31 protein-coding genes are annotated in these 22,947 nt (G+C 59.6%); 25 read left to right on the top strand and 6 right to left on the bottom strand.

The features are described 5' to 3' along the window. Window positions 1–5: 5 nt before the first annotated feature. The 6 genes from ispF (at window position 6) to rpoS (ending at window position 5,134) form a co-directional block, all read left to right on the top strand. Window positions 6–479, top strand: a complete 474-nt coding sequence (gene ispF, locus Q7C33_RS16055) for a 2-C-methyl-D-erythritol 2,4-cyclodiphosphate synthase (protein ID WP_003184863.1) — start codon at window positions 6–8, stop codon at window positions 477–479. Next, window positions 476–1,534, top strand: a complete 1,059-nt coding sequence (truD, locus tag Q7C33_RS16050) for a tRNA pseudouridine(13) synthase TruD (RefSeq protein WP_030139468.1) — start codon at window positions 476–478, stop codon at window positions 1,532–1,534. The genes ispF and truD overlap by 4 nt, the downstream gene beginning before the upstream one ends. Next, on the top strand, window positions 1,522–2,271 hold the full coding sequence (surE, locus tag Q7C33_RS16045; RefSeq protein WP_030139467.1) for a 5'/3'-nucleotidase SurE: 750 nt from the start codon (window positions 1,522–1,524) through the stop codon (window positions 2,269–2,271). Before truD ends, surE begins: the two co-directional genes overlap by 13 nt. A gap of 41 nt (window positions 2,272–2,312) precedes the next feature. Then, window positions 2,313–2,948 (top strand): protein-L-isoaspartate(D-aspartate) O-methyltransferase, encoded by a 636-nt coding sequence (locus Q7C33_RS16040; protein ID WP_175361775.1) that lies wholly within the window; start codon window positions 2,313–2,315, stop codon window positions 2,946–2,948. Between the two features lie 226 nt (window positions 2,949–3,174). Further along, window positions 3,175–4,020 carry a peptidoglycan DD-metalloendopeptidase family protein gene (locus tag Q7C33_RS16035; protein WP_407683767.1) on the top strand — a complete coding sequence of 282 codons (846 nt, stop codon included), beginning with the start codon at window positions 3,175–3,177 and terminating at the stop codon, window positions 4,018–4,020. A gap of 106 nt (window positions 4,021–4,126) precedes the next feature. Continuing rightward, complete coding sequence (gene rpoS, locus Q7C33_RS16030; RefSeq protein WP_003198289.1) at window positions 4,127–5,134, top strand: RNA polymerase sigma factor RpoS; 1,008 nt, start codon at window positions 4,127–4,129, stop codon at window positions 5,132–5,134. Between the two features lie 488 nt (window positions 5,135–5,622). Here rpoS and fdxA read toward each other — a convergent pair whose 3' ends face one another. From fdxA to Q7C33_RS16005, 5 genes are all read right to left on the bottom strand, one after another. Beyond that, on the bottom strand, window positions 5,623–5,946 hold the full coding sequence (gene fdxA / locus Q7C33_RS16025) for a ferredoxin FdxA (RefSeq protein ID WP_407683766.1): 324 nt from the start codon (window positions 5,944–5,946) through the stop codon (window positions 5,623–5,625). 142 nt (window positions 5,947–6,088) lie between these two features. Then, window positions 6,089–8,656 (bottom strand): DNA mismatch repair protein MutS, encoded by a 2,568-nt coding sequence (mutS, locus tag Q7C33_RS16020; RefSeq protein ID WP_407683765.1) that lies wholly within the window; start codon window positions 8,654–8,656, stop codon window positions 6,089–6,091. 258 nt (window positions 8,657–8,914) lie between these two features. Further along, window positions 8,915–9,082 carry a hypothetical protein gene (locus Q7C33_RS16015; protein ID WP_186611217.1) on the bottom strand — a complete coding sequence of 56 codons (168 nt, stop codon included), beginning with the start codon at window positions 9,080–9,082 and terminating at the stop codon, window positions 8,915–8,917. Next, window positions 9,079–9,333, bottom strand: a complete 255-nt coding sequence (locus Q7C33_RS16010) for a hypothetical protein (protein ID WP_407683764.1) — start codon at window positions 9,331–9,333, stop codon at window positions 9,079–9,081. The genes Q7C33_RS16015 and Q7C33_RS16010 overlap by 4 nt, the downstream gene beginning before the upstream one ends. Before the next feature lie 252 nt (window positions 9,334–9,585). Continuing rightward, entirely contained in the window at window positions 9,586–9,939 is a 354-nt protein-coding gene (locus Q7C33_RS16005; RefSeq protein ID WP_407683763.1) for a DUF6124 family protein, read from the bottom strand. Between the two features lie 550 nt (window positions 9,940–10,489). Between Q7C33_RS16005 and Q7C33_RS16000 the strand changes: the two genes are divergently transcribed. The 16 genes from Q7C33_RS16000 (at window position 10,490) to Q7C33_RS15925 (ending at window position 20,172) form a co-directional block, all read left to right on the top strand. Next, a complete protein-coding gene (locus tag Q7C33_RS16000; protein WP_217862091.1) occupies window positions 10,490–11,224 on the top strand; it encodes a LexA family transcriptional regulator in 735 nt (244 codons plus the stop codon). A gap of 459 nt (window positions 11,225–11,683) precedes the next feature. Then, the gene (locus Q7C33_RS15995; RefSeq protein ID WP_217862089.1) at window positions 11,684–11,842 is read left to right on the top strand and encodes a Com family DNA-binding transcriptional regulator; all 159 of its coding nucleotides are present in this window, start codon (window positions 11,684–11,686) and stop codon (window positions 11,840–11,842) included. A 38-nt stretch (window positions 11,843–11,880) separates the two neighbouring features. Continuing rightward, on the top strand, window positions 11,881–12,462 hold the full coding sequence (locus tag Q7C33_RS15990) for a DUF642 domain-containing protein (protein ID WP_217860230.1): 582 nt from the start codon (window positions 11,881–11,883) through the stop codon (window positions 12,460–12,462). Between the two features lie 64 nt (window positions 12,463–12,526). Then, window positions 12,527–12,877 (top strand): phage holin family protein, encoded by a 351-nt coding sequence (locus Q7C33_RS15985; RefSeq protein WP_030139459.1) that lies wholly within the window; start codon window positions 12,527–12,529, stop codon window positions 12,875–12,877. A gap of 46 nt (window positions 12,878–12,923) precedes the next feature. Next, a complete protein-coding gene (locus Q7C33_RS15980) occupies window positions 12,924–13,436 on the top strand; it encodes a hypothetical protein (RefSeq protein WP_030139458.1) in 513 nt (170 codons plus the stop codon). Window positions 13,437–13,439: 3 nt separating this feature from the next. Further along, a complete protein-coding gene (locus Q7C33_RS15975; protein WP_030139457.1) occupies window positions 13,440–14,051 on the top strand; it encodes a phage baseplate assembly protein V in 612 nt (203 codons plus the stop codon). Between the two features lie 10 nt (window positions 14,052–14,061). Continuing rightward, complete coding sequence (locus Q7C33_RS15970; protein WP_030139456.1) at window positions 14,062–14,394, top strand: phage baseplate protein; 333 nt, start codon at window positions 14,062–14,064, stop codon at window positions 14,392–14,394. Next, complete coding sequence (locus Q7C33_RS15965) at window positions 14,391–15,386, top strand: baseplate J/gp47 family protein (RefSeq protein WP_030139455.1); 996 nt, start codon at window positions 14,391–14,393, stop codon at window positions 15,384–15,386. Before Q7C33_RS15970 ends, Q7C33_RS15965 begins: the two co-directional genes overlap by 4 nt. Continuing rightward, on the top strand, window positions 15,383–16,027 hold the full coding sequence (locus tag Q7C33_RS15960) for a phage tail protein I (RefSeq protein WP_407683762.1): 645 nt from the start codon (window positions 15,383–15,385) through the stop codon (window positions 16,025–16,027). The genes Q7C33_RS15965 and Q7C33_RS15960 overlap by 4 nt, the downstream gene beginning before the upstream one ends. Beyond that, window positions 16,024–16,554 carry a hypothetical protein gene (locus tag Q7C33_RS15955; protein ID WP_198796358.1) on the top strand — a complete coding sequence of 177 codons (531 nt, stop codon included), beginning with the start codon at window positions 16,024–16,026 and terminating at the stop codon, window positions 16,552–16,554. Before Q7C33_RS15960 ends, Q7C33_RS15955 begins: the two co-directional genes overlap by 4 nt. A 24-nt stretch (window positions 16,555–16,578) precedes the next feature. Beyond that, window positions 16,579–17,199, top strand: a complete 621-nt coding sequence (locus tag Q7C33_RS15950; RefSeq protein WP_198796359.1) for a hypothetical protein — start codon at window positions 16,579–16,581, stop codon at window positions 17,197–17,199. 9 nt (window positions 17,200–17,208) lie between these two features. After that, a complete protein-coding gene (locus Q7C33_RS15945) occupies window positions 17,209–17,466 on the top strand; it encodes a tail fiber assembly protein (protein ID WP_198796360.1) in 258 nt (85 codons plus the stop codon). 85 nt (window positions 17,467–17,551) lie between these two features. After that, the gene (locus Q7C33_RS15940; protein WP_198796361.1) at window positions 17,552–17,779 is read left to right on the top strand and encodes a hypothetical protein; all 228 of its coding nucleotides are present in this window, start codon (window positions 17,552–17,554) and stop codon (window positions 17,777–17,779) included. 2 nt (window positions 17,780–17,781) lie between these two features. Continuing rightward, window positions 17,782–18,948, top strand: a complete 1,167-nt coding sequence (locus Q7C33_RS15935) for a tail protein (protein ID WP_039594427.1) — start codon at window positions 17,782–17,784, stop codon at window positions 18,946–18,948. Continuing rightward, the gene (locus tag Q7C33_RS15930; protein WP_030139449.1) at window positions 18,948–19,454 is read left to right on the top strand and encodes a phage major tail tube protein; all 507 of its coding nucleotides are present in this window, start codon (window positions 18,948–18,950) and stop codon (window positions 19,452–19,454) included. The genes Q7C33_RS15935 and Q7C33_RS15930 overlap by 1 nt, the downstream gene beginning before the upstream one ends. 151 nt (window positions 19,455–19,605) lie before the next feature. Next, window positions 19,606–20,172, top strand: coding sequence for a phage tail assembly protein (locus Q7C33_RS15925; RefSeq protein ID WP_217860224.1), 567 nt, complete (start codon window positions 19,606–19,608; stop codon window positions 20,170–20,172). A 22-nt stretch (window positions 20,173–20,194) separates the two neighbouring features. On the opposite strand, the gene Q7C33_RS15920 is transcribed toward Q7C33_RS15925, so the two are convergent. Next, window positions 20,195–20,386: a hypothetical protein gene (locus tag Q7C33_RS15920; RefSeq protein ID WP_334598833.1), complete on the bottom strand. Its 192-nt coding sequence runs from the start codon at window positions 20,384–20,386 to the stop codon at window positions 20,195–20,197. Here Q7C33_RS15920 and Q7C33_RS15915 point away from each other — a divergent pair. The 3 genes from Q7C33_RS15915 to Q7C33_RS15905 are packed head-to-tail and all read left to right on the top strand — an operon-like array spanning window position 20,379 to window position 22,940. Next, on the top strand, window positions 20,379–22,352 hold the full coding sequence (locus tag Q7C33_RS15915) for a phage tail tape measure protein (RefSeq protein WP_407683761.1): 1,974 nt from the start codon (window positions 20,379–20,381) through the stop codon (window positions 22,350–22,352). The two genes, Q7C33_RS15920 and Q7C33_RS15915, sit on opposite strands and share 8 nt — an antisense overlap. After that, entirely contained in the window at window positions 22,352–22,735 is a 384-nt protein-coding gene (locus Q7C33_RS15910) for a phage tail protein (RefSeq protein WP_030139446.1), read from the top strand. The genes Q7C33_RS15915 and Q7C33_RS15910 overlap by 1 nt, the downstream gene beginning before the upstream one ends. After that, on the top strand, window positions 22,728–22,940 hold the full coding sequence (locus Q7C33_RS15905) for a tail protein X (RefSeq protein WP_198796364.1): 213 nt from the start codon (window positions 22,728–22,730) through the stop codon (window positions 22,938–22,940). The genes Q7C33_RS15910 and Q7C33_RS15905 overlap by 8 nt, the downstream gene beginning before the upstream one ends. Window positions 22,941–22,947: the final 7 nt, after the last annotated feature.

Here is a 22,947-nt window from a genome sequence, read left to right as displayed (position 1 = left end):
TTTTTATGCGTATTGGCCACGGCTACGATGTTCACCGTTTCGCTGAAGGCGACTTCATTACTCTGGGCGGCGTGCGGATCGCACACGGCTTCGGGCTGCTCGCGCATTCTGACGGTGATGTCCTGCTGCACGCCTTGAGCGACGCACTGCTCGGCGCGGCTGCCTTGGGCGATATCGGCAAGCACTTCCCCGACACCGACCCGCAATTCAAGGGTGCCGACAGCCGCGTGCTGCTGCGCCATGTGGTTTCGTTGATCCACGCCAAGGGCTGGAAAGTCGGCAACGTCGATAACACCATTGTTGCCCAAGCCCCCAAAATGGCTCCGCACATCGAAGCGATGCGCCAGTTGATTGCCGAGGATCTCCAAGTTGAGCTGGACCAAGTGAACGTGAAAGCCACCACTACCGAGAAGCTTGGCTTTGTCGGTCGCGAAGAAGGTATTGCCGTCCATTCCGTTGCCTTGTTGCTGCGCCCATGACCGAATTGGAACTGTTGGGGCCACGGGCCCATGGTGAGTCGTTGGGCAGCGCGGTACTCAAGGCCAGCGCTGAGGATTTCCAGGTCGATGAAGTGCTCGACATCCCGTTGACCGGCGATGGCGAGCATCTTTGGATCTGGGTGGAAAAACGTGGCTTGAACACCGAAGAGGCTGCCCGGCGTATCGCCAAGGCCGCCGGCGTGCCACTGCGTACCGTCAGCTACGCCGGGCTCAAGGATCGTCAGGCCCTGACCCGTCAGTGGTTCAGCGTGCAATTGCCCGGCAAGGCTGATCCGGATTTGTCGGCGGCAGAGAACGACACCTTGAAAATCCTCAAGACCGCTCGCCACCGGCGCAAGCTGCAGCGCGGCGCGCACTCGGCCAACGGCTTTACCTTGCGCCTGACCCAGTTCAAGGGCGACAAGGACGCCATCGACGCGCGTCTGCAGCAGATTGTGCAAGAGGGGATCCCCAATTATTTCGGCGCCCAGCGCTTTGGCCACGATGGCGGAAACGTGGTCGATGCCCGCGCCTGGGCTGCACGCAAGGCTTTGCCGGAACAGCGCAACGTACGTTCGCGGCTGTTGTCGACGGCGCGCAGTTTCCTGTTCAACAAAGTGCTGGCGGCCCGGGTGGCCGACGGTACCTGGCAACAAGCCCGGGTAGGCGACTTGCTGGCATTCACCGACAGCCGTAGCTTCTTTCCGGCCGGGGAGGCCGAATGCAGCGATCCGCGCCTGGCGATTCTCGACCTGCATCCCACTGGACCGCAGTGGGGCGAGGGACCTTCGCCCGCCGCCGGAGATATTTTCGAGCTGGAACAGGCGATTGCCCAAGGCGAGGCTGACCTTCGAGATTGGTTGATAAACGCGGGAATGAGTCACGAACGTCGCATCCTGCGACTGCCCATTGGCGGGCTGTCGTGGCATTATCCCGAGCCTGACATTCTGCAACTGGAATTCGTCCTGCCGGCCGGATGCTTCGCCACTGTCTTGGTGCGCGAACTCGTCGATCTGGTGCCGGTGGGGCAGACGGACAGCCCATGCGTATTCTGATTTCTAACGACGACGGGGTGACAGCGCCCGGTCTTGCCGCGCTTTATGCTGCGCTGGCGGATTTTGCCGAGTGCGTGGTGATCGCCCCGGACCAGGACAAAAGCGGCGCCAGCAGCTCGCTGACGCTCGACCGTCCGCTGCACCCGTGCTATCTGGACAACGGCTTCATCAGTCTCAACGGTACGCCAACCGATTGCGTACACCTTGGCCTGAACGGCCTGTTGGAGCGCGAGCCGGACATGGTGGTCTCAGGTATAAACCTGGGGGCCAACCTGGGCGACGATGTGCTGTATTCAGGCACGGTCGCCGCAGCCTTGGAAGGTCGTTTCCTGAACCAGACGTCCTTTGCCTTTTCGTTTGTTTCACGGCAGGTCGACAACTTGCCCACCGCCGCCTACTTTGCCCGCAAACTGGTAGAGGCCCACGGTGAACTGGACCTGCCGCCGCGCACGGTACTGAACGTGAACATTCCGAACTTGCCGCTCGATCACATTCGTGGCATCCAGCTCACTCGCCTGGGCCACCGTGCCCGCGCCGCCAAGCCGATGCATGTCGTCGACCCGCGCGGCAAGGCTGGCTACTGGATCGCCGCGGCCGGCGACGCCGAAGATGGCGGGCCCGGCACGGACTTCCATGCCGTGATGCAAGGCTATGTCTCGATCACGCCCTTGCAGCTCGATCGAACCTTCAACGAAGCCTTCAGGCATCTTGATGGCTGGCTGGAGGGGCTGCACTGATGGCGCGTGAACAAGACGATATGCTGCGCCGAGGCATCGGCATGACCTCCCAGCGCACGCGGGAGCGATTGATCCAGCGGCTTTACGAAGAAGGCCTGTCCAACGCCCAGGTCCTGGAAGTCATCCGACGCACGCCACGGCATTTGTTCGTCGATGAGGCCCTGGCCCATCGCGCTTACGAAGACACCGCATTGCCGATTGGCCACAACCAGACCATTTCCCAGCCTTATATGGTCGCTCGCATGAGCGAGTTGCTGCTGGAGGCGGGGCCGCTGGACAAAGTGCTGGAGATCGGCACGGGCTCGGGCTACCAGACCGCAGTGTTGTCGCAGTTGGTCGAGCGGGTGTTCTCCGTGGAGCGGATCAAGGTGCTGCAGGATCGCGCCAAGGAACGCCTGGTGGAATTGAACCTGCGCAACGTGGTATTTCGCTGGGGCGATGGGTGGGAAGGTTGGCCGGCCCTGGCGCCTTATAACGGCATCATCGTGACGGCCGTCGCTACCGACGTTCCCCAGGCCTTGCTGGATCAGCTCGCTCCCGGTGGGCGACTGGTCATTCCGGTGGGCTCGGGCGAAGTCCAGCAATTGATGTTGATCGTGCGCGAAGAACACGGCTTCTCGCGACACGTCCTTGGGGCGGTGCGTTTCGTGCCGCTGCTCAATGGGCCGTTGGCCTGAGCATTTATAACCGGGCGCTGAATTCCACGGCCCGTGCTGTGTCTTACAGCTGCACGGATCAGTCCAGCGCCGAATTGCCAAACGGCGTTCAACAGCGTCGAGCAAACGTGTGCGGCGGTGCCTCGAGCTTCCTTTATAGAAGCACGGTATCGGCCAGCCACGGGGCAACATGTCTGCCTGGACAGGCAGTTTTCAATATCTTCAGCCACCACAAAGGGAGCGGCGGGTGAGTCTCACAGTCATTGCGCAGCGTATGGGTATCACGAGCTTTAAGCGCCTGGTGACTGGCCTTTTCTTGAGTACCTTGCTGGTCGGTTGTTCCAGTACGCCTTCGGGTAACGTCCGGGTGGTCGATCGCAACAACGCGACACCGCAACGGCCTACAGTCACGACCGGCCAGTATGTAGTCCGTCGCGGCGATACGTTGTTTTCCATCGCTTTTCGCTACGGCTGGGACTACAAAGCCCTCGCGGCTCGGAACAACATTCCTGCGCCTTATACGATTCACCCAGGTCAGACAATTCGCTTTGACGGTCGCAGCGGTTCAACGCCAACGGCGGTCGTCACGCAGTCGGGTTCGACCCCTTCGTCCTCGAGCAAAACCACCGTTATTCGTCGTCCGGCCACTGCTGGAACGGCGACTGTACCGTCCGTCGCGAACAAACCGGCACCCGCTCCGATGCCTCCGGCAGGCCCCGCCCCGACTGGCTGGGGATGGCCTTCTAGTGGCGTTCTCATTGGAAAATTCTCTTCAAACGGTAGTTTGAATAAAGGAATTGATATCGCCGGGGATTTGGGACAGCCTGTTTTTGCCGCGTCTGATGGCACGGTTGTGTACGCCGGGAGTGGTTTGAGGGGCTACGGCGAACTCGTGATCATCAAACACAGCGATACCTACGTCAGTGCCTACGGTCACAACCGCAGGCTGTTGGTTCGGGAGGGGCAGCAGGTCAAGGTCGGGCAGACAATTGCCGAAATGGGATCGACGGGTACAGACCGGGTGAAACTGCATTTTGAGATTCGCCGACAAGGTAAGCCTGTAGATCCGCTGCAATTCCTGCCACGTCGTTGATTTGCATGTCAGCCTGTTCCGTCACGTAGAGGGAACAGGCTCCAGCGTTGCCAAGGATAAAGGCGTCGCTCGAGCTTGAGGTCGAACTCACCAAAGGACTATAACAATGGCTCTCAGTAAAGAAGTGCCGGAGTTTGACATCGACGATGAGGTTCTCCTGATGGAGACCGGCATCGCTATGGATTCGATGTCGAATGATGAAGGGGCGACTCCACCTTCCGTTCGTGCCAAATCCAAACACTCCGCTTCACTTAAACAACATAAGTACATCGATTACACCCGGGCGCTGGACGCCACTCAGCTGTACCTCAACGAAATCGGTTTCTCGCCGCTGCTCTCCCCCGAGGAAGAAGTTCATTTTGCGCGGTTGTCGCAAAGTGGCGACCCGGCCGGTCGAAAACGCATGATTGAAAGCAACCTGCGCCTGGTGGTGAAAATCGCCCGACGCTACGTCAACCGTGGGCTTTCGCTGCTGGACCTGATCGAAGAGGGCAACCTGGGACTGATTCGCGCGGTCGAGAAATTCGACCCCGAGCGCGGCTTCCGTTTCTCGACCTATGCGACCTGGTGGATCCGCCAGACCATCGAACGGGCGATCATGAACCAGACCCGAACCATCCGGCTGCCGATCCATGTGGTCAAGGAGCTGAATGTCTACCTGCGGGCTGCCCGTGAACTGACCCAGAAGCTCGACCACGAACCTTCGCCCGAAGAGATCGCCAACCTGTTGGAAAAACCGGTGGGCGAGGTCAAGCGCATGCTGGGGCTGAACGAGCGAGTTTCCTCGGTGGACGTTTCCCTGGGGCCGGACTCGGATAAGACCTTGCTGGATACCCTTACCGACGATCGCCCGACTGACCCGTGCGAGTTGCTCCAGGATGACGATCTGTCCCAGAGCATCGACCAGTGGCTTTCGGAGCTGACCGACAAGCAACGGGAAGTGGTGATTCGCCGCTTCGGCTTGCGCGGGCATGAAAGCAGCACGCTGGAGGATGTCGGGCTGGAGATTGGGTTGACCCGTGAGCGGGTCAGGCAGATCCAGGTTGAAGGCCTCAAGCGTCTTCGGGAGATTCTGGAGAAGAATGGCCTGTCGAGCGAGTCGTTGTTTCAGTAACACTCAGCAAGCGCAGGAGAGAAAGCCCCGACCGGTTCGGGGCTTTTGCGTTTCTGGGCAAGTGTGATCTTTCGGTCGTACCCATTTTGTAGTTTCAGTTTGTAAGCCTTTGCCTAGTGTTGCGTAAGCGATCGGTTTCCCGTCGCCGGGATAGACCGCTATAAACGCTGTGATATTTTTATATCTAACTGATTTATAAAGAAAATTATCATATGAAGTTAGTGTGACAAAGTCAGCCACCTGTATCAGCCGCGTTGCACTCGCCTCGGAAAACACTAATATCAGTCCTGTGTCGACGGACAGACACACCCGTCAAGGACGATGGGAACGGAAGGACATCGCAGGACGCGATTCATCAGGACGATGAAAAGGATTAAAGGGATTAGGGAAAAAATGTGGGCGGGTCAAACCGCCCCTTTTTTATGCCTGCGATTTGGATCCAGGCAGCAAAAAGGCCCGCGAGGGGCCTTTTGGTGACGCCGGAAAGATTAGCGCTCGAGGTCCGCGATCTTGCCAGTCTTGCCATCCCACTCTTCGGCGTCCGGCAGGGCGTCTTTCTTCTCGGTGATGTTCGGCCAGATCTCCGCCAGTTCAGCGTTTAGCTCGATGAAGATCTCCATGCCGGCCGGCACTTCGTCTTCCGAGAAAATGGCAGTCGCCGGGCATTCCGGTTCACACAGCGCGCAGTCGATGCACTCGTCCGGGTGAATGACCAGGAAATTCGGCCCTTCGTAAAAGCAGTCCACCGGACACACTTCTACGCAGTCGGTGTACTTGCACTTGATGCAGTTGTCGGTGACGACGAAGGTCATTTCTAATTTCTCCTCAGGCGGCTGCGGCGAAGCCCCTTCACGGTGGGGTCGCGGGGTTTGGGAGCGATAGTCTGCAAACCCAGGCTAATAGGCAGCAGCATCCCAAACCGCGCGCGATTCTAACAGCTTGAAAGCCTGTGTGTTAGATCCGTGTCTTCAATGTATAAAGCAATTCGAGTGCACGGCGTGGTGTCAGGTCATCCAGATCGAGCTTGGCCAGTTCATCGAGCACCGGATGCGGCAGGCTGGCGAACAGGTCGCTTTGCTGCGGCGCGGCCGGTTTGCCTTTGGTCGGGCGCGGTGCTTCGTGGGGCAGGCTGGTGGTTTCCAGGCGGCTCAGGTGCTCGCGGGCACGGGTGATGACGTCGCTTGGCACACCGGCCAGCTGCGCCACCGCCAGTCCGTAGCTCTGGCTCGCCGGGCCGGGCAGCACGTGGTGCAGGAACACAATGCGTTCGTTGTGCTCGGTGGCGTTGAGGTGAACGTTGGCCACCAGCGGTTGGCTCTCCGGCAGCACCGTCAATTCGAAGTAGTGCGTGGCGAACAGCGTGTAGGCCCGCAACTGGGCGAGACGTTCTGCCGCAGCCCAAGCCAGGGACAAGCCGTCGAAGGTGCTGGTGCCGCGACCGACTTCGTCCATCAGCACCAGGCTGCGCTCGGTGGCGTTGTGCAGGATGTTCGCGGTTTCACTCATTTCCACCATGAACGTCGAACGACCACCGGCCAAGTCATCACTGGAGCCGATCCGGGTGAAGATGCGGTCTACCAACGACAATTCGCAGCTGGCCGCGGGCACAAAGCTGCCGATGTGGGCCAGCAGCACGATCAACGCGGTCTGGCGCATGTAGGTGGATTTACCGCCCATGTTCGGACCGGTGATCACCAGCATGCGCGTATTGTCGTCCAGGCTCAGGTCGTTGGCCACGAACGGCGTTGTCAAGACTTGCTCGACCACCGGGTGACGACCCTGGCTGATGCGCATGCACGGCTCGCTGACGAAGCGCGGGCAATTGAGGTCCAGGTTGAGCGCGCGTTCGGCCAGGTTGCTCAGCACGTCCAGTTCCGCCAGGGCGGCGGCGGTGTCCTGCAACGGCGGCAGTTGGCTGATCAGGTCTTCAAGTAGTGCTTCGTAGAGCATCTTTTCCCGGGCCAGGGCGCGGCTCTTGGCCGACAGCGCCTTGTCTTCGAACGCCTTGAGCTCCGGCGTGATGAAACGCTCGGCACCCTTGAGGGTCTGGCGGCGAATGTAGTCGGCTGGGGCCTGTTCGGCCTGCTTGCTCGGCAGTTCGATGAAGTAACCGTGGATGCGGTTGTAGCCGACCTTGAGGTTGGCCAGGCCGGTACGGGCTTTTTCCCGGGCTTCGAGGTCGATCAGGAACTGGCCGGCGTTCTCGCTCAGCGATTGCAACTCGTCGAGCTCGGCGTCGTAGCCGGTTTTCAGCACGCCACCGTCACGGATCACCGCGGGCGGGTTGTCGATAATGGCTTTTTCCAGCAGCGCGGCCAGCTCCGGGTAGGTGCTGGTGGTGCGCGCCAGTTGTTGCAGGTGCGGCGCTTCGAGCTCGGTCATTGCGACTTGCAGTTCGGGCAACGCACCGAGGGCATCGCGCAGGCGCGCCAGGTCACGAGGACGGGCGTTGCGCAGGCCGATGCGCGCCAAGATTCGCTCGATGTCGCCGATTTCCTTGAGCTGCGGTTGCAATTGTTCGAAGCGATAACGGTCCAGCAGGCAGGTAATGGAGGACTGGCGCGCTGTCAGTACTGTCAGGTCCCGCAGCGGACGGTTCAACCAGCGGGTCAGCAGGCGGCTGCCCATGGCGGTCTGGCAGCGATCGACCACTGATTGCAAGGTGTTGTCGCGGCCGCCGGCCAGGTTGGTGTCCAGCTCCAGGTTGCGTCGGCTTGCGCCGTCCAGCACCACCGTGTCATCCAGGCGTTCGTGACGCAGGCTGCGCAAGTGGGGCAGGGCGGTGCGCTGGGTTTCCTTGGCGTAGGCCAGCAGGCAACCGGCCGCGCCGATGGCCAGGGTCAGGTTCTCGCAACCAAAACCCTTCAGATCCTGGGTGGAAAACTGCTGGCAAAGACTTTTCAGCGCCGAGTCGCGCTCGAAATCCCACGGCGCCCGACGACGTACGCCACGGCGTTTTTCCGCCGGCAGGTCCTTGGGCCAATCATCAGGAATCAACAGCTCCACCGGGTTGACCCGCTCCAGCTCCGCCAGCAGGTTTTCCCAGCCCTTGATTTCCAGCACCGAGAAATTGCCGCTGGTGATGTCCAGCACGGCCAGGCCAAACAGCCGCTCGTCGCCCAAGACCGCGGCAATGAGGTTGTCCCGGCGCTCGTCCAGCAAGGCTTCGTCACTGACCGTACCCGGGGTGATGATCCGCACGACTTGGCGTTCCACTGGGCCTTTGCTGGTGGCCGGGTCGCCGACTTGTTCGCAGATCACCACGGACTCGCCAAGCTTGACCAGTTTCGCCAGGTAACCTTCCGCTGCGTGGTAAGGAATCCCACACATCGGAATCGCCATGCCCGCCGACTGCCCACGCGCCGTCAGGGTGATGTCCAACAGCTTGGCGGCCTTCTTTGCATCCTCGTAGAAGATTTCGTAGAAGTCGCCCATGCGGTAGAACATCAGCTGATCGGGGTGCTGGTTCTTCAACCGCCAATACTGTTGCATCATGGGGGTGTGGGAGGACAGGTCGTTCACGGCTGTATTCATGGGTGTCAGGCAAAGCTCGTTGAAGGGTGTAGGCAAAAGGAGGGGCATTGGCCCGGCTTTTCCGCGATGGGCGCAAGGTTAACATGGGCGGTCTGGTGCTACCCAGGGATGAGTGCTTCGATGTTGGTGAAGCTGGGCTTCTGCCTTCCGATATCGCTTCTACATGCGGCGCAGAAATATGCTTGAGGTATGAAACCAGGCAACAAAAAGCCCGACACATGGTCGGGCTTCGTTTCAGTCTTGGCATCAGGCTCGTTTCGCCTCGGCCTGCATCATGACTAGGTTTTGCTGCTTGGTAGCCTCCGTCAAAACCTCGCTATAGACACGCTTCTTTTGGTCCGATTTCGCGTTACGAATAAAATCGGCGAAGGTGCTCTTGGTTCCTTTGGACAAGCCAAGCTTGATCGAAATCATACGTGCCCTCCTGATGGTGCTCCGAGCATGGCCTCTAGGTCCGCCCGCGTGTGTTGCTCAGGGATATGGTAGTCAATCTTATCGACACCAGCCTTGTAAAGTCGTCCCGAATTGTCGATATGTTTGAGCAACAGATCTACATGGACATCACCTTGATACTCTAGCTTAAGCGCGAAGTGCAATGCGTCTTCATAAACGGTTCGATCTGCTAAAGCCACGTCCTGATTGCGAGTGTTGGCATCCTCCGTCATTAATCAAATCCTTTTTAATATTCCTGTGTTTGACCCGGACTCAAGCGACCTATTAGTGTCCAGAGCTGTCCATGATGGAAGTCGGTGAAGCGGTGGCGAGGGAGCCTGCTTCTGCTTGAGTGCGGAGTGCACACAAAAAAGGAGGGCTCCCAAGCCCAGCGGAGCGAACTCCCCCAACAAGCTCTTCGTTTTCTTAAGTGAACACTATGGCTATACATACGGCCATTTTTGTTTCTGCTTAACGGGACCTGTTTACCTCACCTCAACGACATCCAACGCCCGATTCGCCAATAACTGGCTCAGCTCGATCATCTGTTGAACCCCCAGCAAGATATTCCGTCGCGAGCCCTTCAGGTCGAATGCCAGGTCACTGACCATGGCGTTGGCCGAGGCTAGGGTTTCGCTGAGGTTGGCGAGCAGGCATTCGGCGTCGATGTTGGGAGCGATGACATAGAGTGTATCGAGTGATTCTGAGGTTTCTTTGTCGGTTTTCGGCTTGAGGTAGTAGTCCAGGGCGCGGGTGGCCGCGTCGTCGAGTTTCTTGGCGTTGGCCGATTGGGTGCGGGAGACGTGTTCGTTAGGGGGATTCGGTGTGTGCTTCGGCATTCTATGGATCCTTGAGGTTGAGCCACCACTCACTCGCGACTAAACGAGGGGGCGGCAGCTGTACGCAGGTTAGTCGACCGGGGATCCAAGGAACCGGCGCGCCCGAGGGCGCCCTGCGCACAGCTACCATCAAATGCAGGAGTAGGGATACCTGACTGAAGGGAGCAATGAGCACCTTGGAATACCGAGCGACTAAACCCGATCACTGATAGGCAGTGACGAGATCAAAAGTACCGATGGGATCCAAGGCGCACAAGCCGGCGGATTCTGGCGTAGTTGTAGGCAGAGGCGCAAGTTGACGTAGCCTTGTGTTGCGCATCTGAAGGACGGCTATGAAGCTTTTCCCAAAGGTTTGTAGGACGAATTCCGTGGCGAGGGAGCTTGCTCCCGCTTGAGTGCGAAGCGCTCATAAAAAAAGGGTCTGCTGCGCAGCCCAGCGGGAGCAAGCTCCCTCGCCACAAATGCATCTAACCAAGCTTCGTGAGGTGTATTAACGATTTATGCAAATCAGCATTTGTCTTCCGCGAAAAGAACAAGCATTATGCGCGTTATGCAAAAACGCAACGTTTCTACCGTATTAAGAGCATTGCTCGATCAGCACGGGATCTCCCCCACGGAGCTTCACCGGCGTACCGGCGTGCCTCAGTCCACCCTCTCGCGGATCCTCAGCGGCAAGATCGTCGACCCTTCGGATAAACACATCTCGAAGATCGCCGAATATTTCGCAGTGAGCACCGACCAGTTGCGCGGGCGCGCCGATGTTGCGCCCGCCGGCAACAGCCGCCGCGACGAGCCGCATTCTGAACTCAAGGACATAAGCCTTTGGGACGACGACACGCCCGTCGAGGAAGACGAGGTGTCCGTTCCTTTTCTGCGTGAGGTTGAATTGGCTGCTGGATCAGGAAGATTCGTCATCGAGGAAAGCGAGCGCTCCAGCCTGCGTTTCGGCAAGCGCAGCCTGCGCCACAACGGCGTGCAGTTCGACCAGGCCAAATGCGTGACGGTGCGCGGCAACAGCATGTTGCCAGTGCTGCGCGACGGCGCCACGGTTGGGGTGAATGCCGGTAAATGCGGGATCGGCGACATCGTCGACGGTGACCTCTACGCCATCAATCACAACGGCCAACTGCGGGTGAAGCAGCTTTACCGCCTGCCCACCGGCATTCGCCTGCGCAGCTTCAACCGCGATGAGCATCCGGACGAGGACTACACCTTCCAGGAAATGCAGGACGAGCAGATCGTCATCCTCGGTCACGTCTTCTGGTGGGGCATGTACGCCCGCTAACCTTCCGCTGTCAGATAAAACCCGCCGTCGTGCGGGTTTTTTTTCGCCTCCTGAAAACCCGAAACCACCGTGCCCACAAGGCTTTCATGCATTTTCGCATTTGTTGCGCACAAATAAATGCATTTGCGCATTGACTGTATATGCATCCATGCATACTCTGTGTCCAAGCCGCTCGACAAAGCGGCTGGCAACAAAGCTCTTTAGTTCCACCAACAGGCAGCGATGAACCGGCCTTAACGGTTCAGAGGGTTGGCAACTGACCCGGGTGTGCAGCGTAAAGCACCAGAAGCAGTTATCCGGCGGGCAGGGACCGCGGCCGGAGGAACAATTTGAATGGATCCGTACCGCGCCAGTCGCGCCGAAAGATCAAGCGCATTACTGAAAAGCCTGGGCGACCGGGCTTTTTGGAATGCCTGTGCCGCGAGGTGCTTCAAACCGCCGCCAATGGGAGGGCTTTCGATGCTGAAGGATTTCAGATGCGGTCACTGCAAAAGACTTCTGGCCCGCGTGGGCGAGAACACCGAACTCCAGATCAAGTGTTCCCGGTGCGGGACGTTGAATCATGTGAAGGCCGTTGAGCCTCGAGTGAACGCCGTCGAGCGAGATGAGCGCTGTTGATCAACCGCGCGATCAATCGATAACTCAAGAGGTGAATCATGAATCGTTTCAAGAAATATACCGCGCCGCTGTTGCTGTCCATTGCGCTGCTCGGTGTCGGGAGCAACGCCAGCGCCGCCAACCTTCTGGTCAACGGTAGCTTCGAACAGCCGGGCTGCAGCGCAAGTTGCATATTGAATACTCCGGCGAAAGCCAACTTCATTACGGGTTGGACGACGTTTCTGTCTGGAGCCGAGTACTTCAATATGCCGGCCTCGATCGGCGGTTCTGTGGCGGCGGATGGTGTCGTAATTGTCGACTTGGCTAACTATGTCTATAGCAACGGCGGTGGCATTCAGCAGAACTTCGCCACCGCAGTCGGCGCCAAGTACCGCTTGACCTTCAGCGCGGGTAATTCGCGCTACGCCAGCCGCTCCGGCGACGGCACCATCCAGGTCAAGGTGGCGGGGCAGAGTGTCACCTTCAACACGCCATCAGCGAAAGGTACCGCCGTGGAGTGGAGCACCATCACGTATGACTTCACGGCCACTTCGGCTCAAACGACTTTGGCCTTCTCCAACGAACAGAATCCTTACGTCAACTTCGCTTTCATCGACAACGTCATCGTTGAGCGACTGTAGAGCGTCGCCCGTCTCCAATGCCCCCCGCCCCAAACGCTCATCACTCACCCCCAGGAAGCCTGACATGACAAACGAGCAACAAGCGTTGCTGGACATGCCGATCTGGCTGGTCATCGTGCTCGCCCTGGTGGGCGGGGTGACTGGCGAGATGTGGCGTGCCGATAAAGAGGGCGCCCGTGGTTGGTCGCTGCTGCGTCGCCTGGCGCTGCGTTCCGGTGCCTGCATGATCTGTGGCGTCTCGGCGATCATGCTGTTGTACGCCATGGGCCTGTCGATCTGGGCTGCGGGCGCCTTCGGTTGCCTGACGGCCATGGCCGGCGCGGATGTGGCCATCGGGCTTTACGAACGCTGGGCCGCCAAGCGGATGGGCGTGAGTGAACTGCCGCCGCGCGATTCCCGTTCCGACCCACATTGATCCCTTGCTGGTGATCTTCGTGCCGCCATGAATAAAGGAGGCCTTGATGCCTGCCGTCCTCGAAAAACCATCGCAACTGTTCTTCGCCATTGCCCAGACGCTGCGCGCCATTTATCCCGCCTTGAAAGTCGGCAGTCCCCAGGAGTTCGACGGCACCGACGATCAACCCTGGGTGCTGATCGCCATTGAGCGCGATGCCCCCGGCCAGCGTGCCAACGACGGGCGTATCGCCCATGTCCTGACGGTTTCCCTGCAAGTGGTCATGGCCGTTCCAGGATGGGACGCCTGCGACTTGGCCGCAGAGCTGAAGCATCTGGTCATGGATAACCGCTGGGGGCTGTCCGGCGATCAATGCGATCTGCCGACGGAGCTCGATAGCCTCCCGTCCACGTTCATCCACCCGGCGCGGCAATACACCGCCTGGACCCTTTCCTTCAGCCAGACCCTGTACCTCGGGCCGACGCTGTTGGATGACCCGCTCGGTATTGCGAAGTTTGCCCGCACCTGGGAAGTTTCGAACATCGACGACCCGGACCAATACACCGCACTCGAGGGATGAGCCATGTTTGATGCGCTGTTACGGATGCATCTGGGGCCGATCATCGAACGTCTGGCGCAGATGGAAACCGAATTGGAAGACTTGCATCGACGTGCGGAGAGTTTCTGCCGCATCGGCATTTGCCAGGAAGTCGACGCGGCCAGCAATACCTGCAAAGTCAGCCATGGCGGGCTGCTGACGCCGGCGATCCGCTTCTTCAACCCGAGCGCCGGCGCCCAGAGCGAGTCGCGGATTCCGTCCGTGGGCGAGCAATGCCTGTTGCTGAACCATGGCGGCGGCGACGGCGGTGGCCAAGCGGTCGCCTTGTTCGGCCTTAACGGCGGTCAGTTTCCGCCCGTCTCGACCCAGGCTTCGCTGACGCGTCGCCTCTATCAGGACGGCACGGAAAACGGCTACGACCACGCCAGCCATGTCCTGCACTGGCAGAACGGCCCGGCGGCGTTCAGCGGTTCCCGCGAATCCCTCCGGTTGAGCATTGGCCCATCAAGCCTGGTGATGACGCCGCAAACCATCGAACTAAAACTGGGCGCCGTCGGCATTCGCCTCGATGCCGCCGGTGTGCACCTGAGCGGCCCGGTGGTGGATCACCAGGGGCGCGTCATCAGTACCGCATAAAGGATTTCCCATGATTGGAATCGATCGCAACACCGGCGCGACGGTCGACGACTGGCTGCAATTTGTGCAGCGCGCCACCCGCGCACTTACGACGCCGTTAGGCACTCGCCAGAAGCGTCCGTTGTATGGCTGCGCATTGACCGAGTTGCTCGGGCAGAACCTCGGCGACGACCTGCTGATCCTCGCCCAGAGCCACGCGGCCCAAGCGTTCTACAACCCCCATAACGGCATCGATGATTTCGAGCCGCAGGTCATCGTCGCCAATCGACAAGGCGCCGGCTTGCTGTTGCGTTTCGCCGGCACCTGGAAAAACCGCAAGCAGACGTTCGAGGTGGTGACATGAGCATGCTGATTCCTGGCCAGAACCAACTGGCCGAACCGGCCATCGTCACCGTCGACGCGTTCGAGGATTTGCTCGCCGAGTTCAAGACCTTCGTGGTCGAGTACGTCGCCGCACGCTCTCCCGCCAGCGCCGCCAAGCTGGTGGACAGCCTCGAGAACGAAAGCGAACTGCTGACCCTGGCCCTCGAGGCGTTCTGCGTCCGGCTGCAAACCCACGAACGCAAATACAACGCCCGCATCAAGCAGATGTTGGCGTGGTGGGCCACCGGCACCAACCTCGACGCTCGCCTCGCGGACATGGGGCTCGAACGCCAGTTGCTCGACCCGGGCGACCCGGCCGCGTTCCCGCCCATCGCCCCGGTCTACGAGAGCGATGACGATGCGCGGCTGCGCTATTACCTGGCGCCCCACGCTCCGGCGGCGGGTTCGCGCATGCAATATCGGCGGGAGATTTTCACCCTGGGGCAACGTCCCGTGGTGAAAGTCGAGAACGCCTCGGCGGGTGTGGTGACGGTCACGTACACCTTCGACCCGGACAGCTACGCCGGGCAGATCAAGGACGGCAACGGACGCCGCACCGCGCCCGGCGAAGTCACGGTCACGGTGTTGTCCCGCGACGGCGATGGAACGCCATCCGAAACGTTGCTCGACCGCGTCCGCGAGCATTTCGCCCGGCCGGATGTACGGCCGGAGACCGACCGGGTCATCGTCCAACCCGCGCAGATCAAGAACTACAAGATCCGCGTCGTGGCAAAAATCAATCCCGGGCCGGACTCGGGCCTGACCCAGGTTGCCGCCCAGCAGCAACTGCAGGAATACGCCGAGGCTTGCCATCGCCTGGAAGGTCGCGTGGACCCGAGCTGGATCGACTACACGCTGCACAGCGCCGGCGCGGTTCAGCTGCAGATTCTCGAACCGCTTGCGCCGATTGTGACGAGTGCTTCCCAGGCCCCGTACTGCACGGGCGTCGAGGTTGAGGTGGACACGTTATGAGTGACGACACACCTCGCCCGGGCCTGCTGCCGGTCAACAGCTCACCGTTGGAACGGGCGCTGGATCTTGGGTTTGCCCAATTGCTGGAGCGCATCGATCCGCCGTTTCCGGAGTTGATGAATCCGCAGGAAACGCCTTTGGCGTTCCTGCCGTATCTGGCGGCGGATAGAGGGGTCGGCGAATGGGACGCGGAGGCCAATGAACCGGAAAAACGCTTGACCGTTTCGTTGTCCTGGCAGATCCAGCGGCGGGCCGGCACGCGTCAGGCGCTGAATCATGCCGTCGAGTCTATGGGTTTCACGCCTCAGGTCACTGCCTGGTATGAGCAACAGCCTCTTGCTCATCCCTACACCTTTGATGTGCAAGCGGTCATCGGCCGCAACTGGTCGAGCGGCGATCACAATCGCTTGATACGGCGAATCGATGCCGCCAAGAGCGAACGCGACCAGGCCACCATCACCTTTGTACATCACACGAAGGGCAGTTTGATGCTGGCGGCAGCCGGAGACGCGGCCATTAGCGAAGGGGAGCTGTTTCTAGACGGAGCGTTGCCATCCATTGACCTAGATATACGGCTTATCAGCACCGGCTTTTTCCAACCCTACACCATCAACGATTACGACCTCAGGGCGCAGCCATGACAGAAGACATTACGCGCTTGGTTCGCTTCACTTCCGCCGGCCTGGCCGAAGTGTTACAGGCGAAAAACCAAGGCTTGAAAGGTGAGATCACTCACATCGGGGCCGGCACCGCCCGCTACGATCCCAATGGATCGGAAACGGCGCTTCGTAATGAAAGACAACGTGTGCCAATCGTGGATTACGAAGACTTGGATCCAGGGCAACTGCGAATGGCTGCTCTGTTTGAAGGGCCGGATGAATATGAAATTGGCGAGTTCGGTTTCTATCTTTCCACGGGCACGCTGTTGGCGGTGTATTCGGTGGCTGGAAAGCTGCTGACCTACAAAGCCGCTGCCGCGCGAGTATTGCAAAAGTTCACGCTGGATATTTCACCGTTGCCTGCGCAAAGCGTCACGGTGGTGGTCGGGTCCGACAACCTGAACATTCTATTAAGTGAAGAAATCGCCACATTGGCTACCGCCAATATCGACAACATGGCGCGGCACGTTGGTCTGATGTTTCGAGTGATGGCGCTCGAAGCTAAATAATCAAATAGCACAAGGAGTCTGAATGTGAGTCTGGAAACCACTATCGCGTCGCTGGTATCAGCGGCCAACAACTTGACCACGACGGTCAATGGAAAAATTGGCACTATCAATACGACCATGGCCACGGCGTTGACGCAGTTCAACGAATGGCGAAGCCAGAAGGATGTAGAAGGGGATCCAAGCGCCCTGGGCACGATTCGTCGCAACGTTTTGCAGGGACACGTCTACGGGACTGGCGGCGTCTATGGTGCAACGGCGCAAGGTGATTTCGTCTCCACCAACCTGGGCGCCAGCGCCAACGTGTACATGCATTTCAAAGTGCCGCTTAACATCAATGTTCATTCGGAGATGTTCTGGTTCAACATCAAGGGGTACAGCTACGGCACAGCCAAAATAATCGACGAAACGTTGGTGGGGTATTGCTATCAGCCCACTCGAGTTCTGCAAAACGCTTCGACGTTTGGAAACATGACCCCTTCTGTCTATGTCGATACAAACGGCAATATTGTCATGCGCATTCTCATTCCAAACATTTATTACACCACCGTGCGCATTGACACCATGCGTGTGGGCAATGGTCGGTTGTTCAACCTTGGGGATTTGGTCACCAGGTTGTCGCTGGCCGAAACCGTTGTTTTCAGCTAAGGAACGAACATGTCTGATCTGTCCAACAATGACATACCCGAAATTCCACTTGCCGTACCATCGCCTGAAATCGAGTGGGCCGCCATTCGCACGCGCCGTAATCAACTGTTGCGAGACACGGATTTCACTCAATTACCAGACTTCCCCGCAACAGGAACCCAGCTTGCCGAGATCAAGGCTTATCGCCAGGCCTTGCGAGACATCCCCGAAACGGACGCGGAGCCGTCCAGGCTGCTCTGGCCCGTGTTGCCAGATTTCGTCAAGTAAACCACGACCGCGAGAGCGGTTTTTTTTCGCCCGCATTGAGCCCCTCTATGGGGCTTTTGTGTTTTCGCATCTGGGGGGACCGTAGATGCCCATTCGTAAGCAATACACCGTGCTACTGCCATTTCCTACCGGCGGCGGCCATTGGTCGAGCGTCGGCCAGACATTGGGCCTGTTGGATGTCGAGGCCAGCGCTCTGCGCAGTGCCGGTCGCCTCGAACTGACCAGCGTCCTGAATACGCAGGAGCCGGCTGCTGACACGCAAGCTACCCCAATCACCAAGGCCCTAAAGGCCACCACCAAAAAGGCTGAATAACCATGGCTGAGGTTTTGAACTTCGAGCACAACGGCATCACCGTCAATGCCACTGAATCCCCGGAGGCCATGGGTGGCCTGGGTGACAACGTCATCGGGCTGGTCGGCACCGCGCCGAATGCCAACCCGCTGATTCCGAAAAACACTCCGTTCCGCATCAACAGTTTCACCACCCAGGCCCAGTTGGACCCGACCGGTGCCGAGGCGGGGACGTTGTTCCACGCGGTCTACCAGATTCTCAAAGTGGTCAAGGTGCCGGTCTATGTGGTCATCGTCGAAGAAGGCGCGACTCTGGCCGACACGCAGAACAATGTGATCGGCGGCATCGAGGCACAGACCGGGCGCAAGTTGGGCCTGGCCGCATTGAGTGGCGTGGCGGAAGACCTGACCATCATCGGCGCGCCGGGCTTCACCGGCACCAAGGCCGTGGCCGGAGAGTTCGCGTCGTTCGGCAAGCGCATCAAGGCCCGTGTGGTGCTGGATGGCAAGGACGCCTCGGTCGCTGATCAAGTGACCTATAGCCAGGAACTGGGCGGCGCCGACCTCGGTTTCGACCGTTGCCTGGTGGTGCACAACATGCCGGCGGTGTATTCCAAGGCCGCGAAGAAAAACGTCTTTCTGGCCCCGTCGAGCCTAGCCATTGCCGCGCTCGCCAAGGTCAAGCAGTGGGAGAGCCCGGGCAACCAGGTGACCTTCGCCGAAGACGTTTCGCGCACCGTCGAATACAACATCCTCGACACCTCCACCGAAGGCGATCTGCTCAACCGCTACGGCGTCAGCTACTACGCCCGCACCATCCTCGGCGGCTTCTCGCTGCTGGGCAACCGCTCCATCACCGGCAAGTTCATCAGCTACGTCGGCCTGGAAGATGCCATCAGCCGCAAGCTGGTGAAGGCCGGCCAGAAAGCCATGGCCAAGAACCTGACCAAGTCGTTCATGGACCAGGAGGTCAAGCGCATCAACGACTGGCTGCAAACCCTGGTCGCCGACGAAACCATCCCTGGCGGCAGCGTGTACCTGCATCCGGAACTTAACAGCGTCGAGAAGTACAAGAACGGCACCTGGTACGTGGTCATCGACTACGGCCGCTACGCGCCGAACGAACACATGATTTATCAACTCAATGCCCGCGATGAAATCATCGAGCAGTTCCTGGAGGACGTTCTCTAATGTTTACCAACCGCGTAAGACAGGCCATCGCGGCCACCCTGCAAGGCCTGCCACTGTCGGCGACCGTGGAAGAATTCACGCCGCCGAAGATCGAATTCGAAATGGAAGAGATGCGTGGCGGCCGCTTCATCGGCGAGGAAATGGCCAAGGGCGGCAAGGTGCTGACGGCCAAGCTGGTGCTGCAAGGCGTCGGGCCGGAAATCATGTTGGCCCTGGGCGTGAGCGTCGGCGACGACATTCTGCTGAACGTGCGTGAAGCGGGCCAGGATCAGGACGGCAACACCTGGTTCACCTACCACACGGTGGGCGGCAAGTTGAAATCCCTCGACGAAGCCGCGTTGAAGATGAACGAGAAGCCCACCACGACCCTCGAGCTGTCCTGCCGCACCTACAACCGCCTGGAAAACGGCGTCCCGGTGATCGACATCGACGTGCGCACCCAGAAGTTCGTGCTCAACGGCGTCGACATTCTTGGCGATGCCCGTCGTGCGGTGTTGCTGCCTTAAGCATTTGCCAGCCGGCTAGATGCAATCCCTGTGGGAGCGAGCTTGCTCGCGATAGCGGAGTGTCAGACACCTCGATGCTGAACGCACCGCCGTCATCGCGAGCAAGCTCGCTCCCACAGGTTGTGCTTTGATTCACCAAGGAATTGATTTCATGTCCTGGATGCCTCCTACCCATGAGCTGCTATCGCCGATCACCGGTGACGACGGCTCGCAGATCGAGCGGTTGCAACTCAAGCCGCTGTACTACGCCGCGCAAAAGGACGCCCTGGCCCGCGCTGGCGATGACGAAGACGAGCAGTTCTTCGAATTGGCCAAGCTGGCCACCGGCCTGTCGGCCAAGGAGCTGGACCAGCTCAAACGCCCGGACTACGTGAGCATTGCGCAATACGTGCACGAAATGTCCACGCGCCCAGTTTCGTATTTTCTGAATGACACGCAGGCCGATCCCGACGAGGTGCCGCTGCTGCAACCGCTCGAGGTGGCGGGCCGCAGCCTGACCTCGCTGACCTTGGAAATGCCTGTGCTGCGTGCCACCAAGGCGATGAAAAAACTGAAGACGGCCAAGGAACGCGCCGAGTTCATCACCGCCCATTGCACTGGCCTGATGATCCCCGACCTCGATCACCTGACTGTGCCCGACTGGACCCAGCTGCAGGTACGCATCGACGATTTTTTAAACAAACCGGCGGACTTCTTTCGGAGCGCGACATCGAAGTGATCCTCGATGTGGTGCCGCTCATTTACTCGGTAAGTGAAGCGGAAATCCTGGAGTGGGACGCCGGCAAGGCCTTGCGCCGATACGACATCGCGATCACTCGCCTTGGCGTGAAACAGGAGTAGAACAGGATGGCAGACAACACGTTTTCGCTGTCCGGCGCGGCGAGCATTGGCGGCGTATTGGAAACGTCGGGGCTGAACCTGGCATTGACCACGGCCAGTCTCGACATCCGCCTGCTGGTGTCGGAACAGGTCAAGTTGCGAGAAACGCTGACATTGCTGAACGTTGCCCTGTCACAGCAGCAATCGCTGCTCAAGGCAAATGGTTCGGCGGCGGCGTCCAGCAGCGAGCCGAAATCCAAGCTAAAGGCCGAGGTTGAACAAAGCGCACCGCCTGATCGACGCAAGTCTTCCATAGCCTTGGAGTTGGCGATGGTTGAGCTCAATCTGGTGGCGAAACTGAGCAAGGATCAGCTCTCCGGCATGGCGATCGCCAACCTGAAGATGGCCAGCGAAAAACAGGTGGCACCCAGCGGGGCGACAGCGGTGCAGCTGGCGCAGGTCGAATTGGCAGCGGCGAAAGCAGGTATCGGGAGTGGCCTCGACCCAGCCAAGAAACAGGACGAGTTGCTGAATTTTACTCGCGACAGCGCGGTCATGGCGTCGGCGTTCGGTCTTGATGTCAAGGCTGCCAGCGAGATGTTGTTGGCCTGGCGCACGGCGATGGAGCTGGACCGGGGACAAAGCCTGAGCCTGGCGGATGCGACCAACCACTTGGGTAACAGTGGCCTGAATGTCAAAGCGGCCGACATTGGCTCGGTCATGCAACGTGGTGGCGAGGCTGGTAGCGGCGCGGGAATGACCCCGGAGCAGGTGGCGGCCCTCGCGGCGGCGTTCCTGAACAGCGGCGTGGACAAGGCTGGCGCCGGTGAGGCTTTGAAAGTGTTCACCACGGTGTTGGCCAAGGGGAATGCAGCCTCACCGCAGCAGCGTCAGGCCTGGACCGAGCTGGACCCCAGGTTCAATCCGGCGATGGTGGCCGACGGTCTGCGTACGGACGCATCGGGAACCATCACCCTGGTGCTTGAAGCACTGAAGAAAAAACCTGCCGACGAGCAGCAGTCGCTGACCAAGGTTCTGTTTGGCGATAACACCGCGATTCTTGAGCTGCTGAAAAAACCGCAAGACACCCAAAAGGCCTTTGCGCTGGTGTCCGAACGGACCACCGACGGAGCGTTGCCAAAGTACGACGGCTCCGTTGCCAAAACCGCCGAAACGCTTGGCCAGACCTCACAAGGACGATGGAACGCTCATCAGGCGAATCAGACGCGTCTGTCCTCGGCGGTTGGCAATGCGCTGATGCCGGTGGACGACGGTTTGACGGCCTCCCTCGACACGGTGACGGGCGGTTTGAGTTCGCTGGCAGAAGCGTCGCCGAAGGCCGCAGCGGGCGTTGCGCTTGCCGTTGCGGCCGTCGCATCTCTAGTGGCGCTGCTTGGCAACGCTGTGTTGTCGGAGGGGCTTTCGAGAGTGGGTAAAAAGGTCCTGGACCAGACCGCCGCTCGCCTGCCAGAAAGCGTGGGGGATGTAATCGCCGACGCTGATGACGGTACCCGCAAGGGCAAGGGCGGCAAAAAAGGAGCGCCCCGCGTGACCAGGACCAGGCCCGCCGGTACGGCGAGCCGTTTGTTGGGAGCCGTGGCCAAGGCCCAACCCCTGGTCAGCAAAGCAGCGGCACCGCTAATGGTGGTCAGTGCCGGATACGATGCCTACAAAGGATTGCGCGACGGCGATGACAAGGCCGTTGGAGGTGCCGTCGGCCAGATGACCGGAACGGTCGTTGGGGCGGCGATCGGGTCGTTCCTTCTGCCTGGAATCGGCACCGCAATCGGCGGTTTTGTTGGCGGCATGGCCGGTTCGTGGCTGGGTGAGCAACTGGCGTCTCCTTCCGATCGGCTCGAGGCTCCGGAGGCGGTGACGAAAGAATTGACCAGCGCCCAGGCCAACCAACAGCAGAACACCATGACCGCAAATATCTACATCAACGGCCAAGACCAAGCCAGCGCAAGTCAGCTGGCGAACCTGGTCGTGCAGCAGCTCTCGGGCCAATTCGGCTTGATGACCATGCCCAACTCACTCGCCATGCGCAGTGACGCGGCCCTGACCGACGGAGGTACGTGATGCGTCAACAAATGGCCCTCGGCAGTTTCATCTTTGGCCTGTCGAGAAATTTTGCGTACCACCAACTGGTGCACACCTCGGACGGTGGCTGGAAAAACATCGACATCCTCACCGGCAAACCCAAGTCCAGCCAGGTCGGCCAAGGCCTGCAAGGGCTGACGATCACCGGCAAATCGATGTACGCAACCGCCATGGATCGCCTCGATGAGTTGCGGGCGCTGCAAGCCCTGCGCATCCCTTTGCCGTTGGTCGATGGCATTGGCCGCAACTGGGGCCGGTGGCGAATCAATGATGTCACCGAAACCCAGACCGAGATCATTGATGACGGTACGGCGATGGTGGTCGGCTGGGTGGTTGTTTTGACGGAGTTCGCCAATGCGTAGGGTTCGAAGTATCGCCGGTGACTCGGTGAATCTGTTGCTGTACCGCGAGCTTGGGCGGTGTGATGACGCCGTTGAAGAAGCGCTCTGGCTGCTCAATCCAGGGTTGGCGGAATGGAGCCCGGTATTGCCCGCGGGCGTATGGGTGGTCCTGCCGGAAGTGGACCTCAAGCCGGTGGCATCGCTTCCGGTTTCGGCCTGGGATTAAGGAGGCG

This window comes from Pseudomonas sp. BP11-1-1, from assembly GCF_052112105.1.
GTDB lineage: Bacteria > Pseudomonadota > Gammaproteobacteria > Pseudomonadales > Pseudomonadaceae > Aquipseudomonas > Aquipseudomonas alvandae.
Note: the sequence above shows the minus strand (reverse complement) of the source record. Positions and strands in the feature narration are given on the sequence as shown.

Coding starts and splice junctions, on each gene's coding strand:
- Q7C33_RS15960 (WP_407683762.1), top strand. CDS start 15,383: ATGAGTGACGACACACCTCGCCCGGGCCTGCTGCCGGTCAACAGCTCA.
- Q7C33_RS15990 (WP_217860230.1), top strand. CDS start 11,881: ATGAATCGTTTCAAGAAATATACCGCGCCGCTGTTGCTGTCCATTGCG.
- Q7C33_RS16000 (WP_217862091.1), top strand. CDS start 10,490: ATGCAAAAACGCAACGTTTCTACCGTATTAAGAGCATTGCTCGATCAG.
- Q7C33_RS15945 (WP_198796360.1), top strand. CDS start 17,209: ATGTCTGATCTGTCCAACAATGACATACCCGAAATTCCACTTGCCGTA.
- Q7C33_RS15905 (WP_198796364.1), top strand. CDS start 22,728: ATGCGTAGGGTTCGAAGTATCGCCGGTGACTCGGTGAATCTGTTGCTG.
- Q7C33_RS15925 (WP_217860224.1), top strand. CDS start 19,606: ATGTCCTGGATGCCTCCTACCCATGAGCTGCTATCGCCGATCACCGGT.
- Q7C33_RS15940 (WP_198796361.1), top strand. CDS start 17,552: ATGCCCATTCGTAAGCAATACACCGTGCTACTGCCATTTCCTACCGGC.
- Q7C33_RS16015 (WP_186611217.1), bottom strand. CDS start 9,082: ATGATTTCGATCAAGCTTGGCTTGTCCAAAGGAACCAAGAGCACCTTC.
- Q7C33_RS15995 (WP_217862089.1), top strand. CDS start 11,684: ATGCTGAAGGATTTCAGATGCGGTCACTGCAAAAGACTTCTGGCCCGC.
- Q7C33_RS15930 (WP_030139449.1), top strand. CDS start 18,948: ATGTTTACCAACCGCGTAAGACAGGCCATCGCGGCCACCCTGCAAGGC.
- Q7C33_RS15985 (WP_030139459.1), top strand. CDS start 12,527: ATGACAAACGAGCAACAAGCGTTGCTGGACATGCCGATCTGGCTGGTC.
- Q7C33_RS15965 (WP_030139455.1), top strand. CDS start 14,391: ATGAGCATGCTGATTCCTGGCCAGAACCAACTGGCCGAACCGGCCATC.
- rpoS (WP_003198289.1), top strand. CDS start 4,127: ATGGCTCTCAGTAAAGAAGTGCCGGAGTTTGACATCGACGATGAGGTT.
- Q7C33_RS15980 (WP_030139458.1), top strand. CDS start 12,924: ATGCCTGCCGTCCTCGAAAAACCATCGCAACTGTTCTTCGCCATTGCC.
- Q7C33_RS15975 (WP_030139457.1), top strand. CDS start 13,440: ATGTTTGATGCGCTGTTACGGATGCATCTGGGGCCGATCATCGAACGT.
- Q7C33_RS15910 (WP_030139446.1), top strand. CDS start 22,352: ATGCGTCAACAAATGGCCCTCGGCAGTTTCATCTTTGGCCTGTCGAGA.
- Q7C33_RS16005 (WP_407683763.1), bottom strand. CDS start 9,939: ATGCCGAAGCACACACCGAATCCCCCTAACGAACACGTCTCCCGCACC.
- Q7C33_RS15955 (WP_198796358.1), top strand. CDS start 16,024: ATGACAGAAGACATTACGCGCTTGGTTCGCTTCACTTCCGCCGGCCTG.
- Q7C33_RS15970 (WP_030139456.1), top strand. CDS start 14,062: ATGATTGGAATCGATCGCAACACCGGCGCGACGGTCGACGACTGGCTG.
- surE (WP_030139467.1), top strand. CDS start 1,522: ATGCGTATTCTGATTTCTAACGACGACGGGGTGACAGCGCCCGGTCTT.
- fdxA (WP_407683766.1), bottom strand. CDS start 5,946: ATGACCTTCGTCGTCACCGACAACTGCATCAAGTGCAAGTACACCGAC.
- Q7C33_RS15935 (WP_039594427.1), top strand. CDS start 17,782: ATGGCTGAGGTTTTGAACTTCGAGCACAACGGCATCACCGTCAATGCC.
- Q7C33_RS16010 (WP_407683764.1), bottom strand. CDS start 9,333: ATGACGGAGGATGCCAACACTCGCAATCAGGACGTGGCTTTAGCAGAT.
- truD (WP_030139468.1), top strand. CDS start 476: ATGACCGAATTGGAACTGTTGGGGCCACGGGCCCATGGTGAGTCGTTG.
- ispF (WP_003184863.1), top strand. CDS start 6: ATGCGTATTGGCCACGGCTACGATGTTCACCGTTTCGCTGAAGGCGAC.
- Q7C33_RS16040 (WP_175361775.1), top strand. CDS start 2,313: ATGACCTCCCAGCGCACGCGGGAGCGATTGATCCAGCGGCTTTACGAA.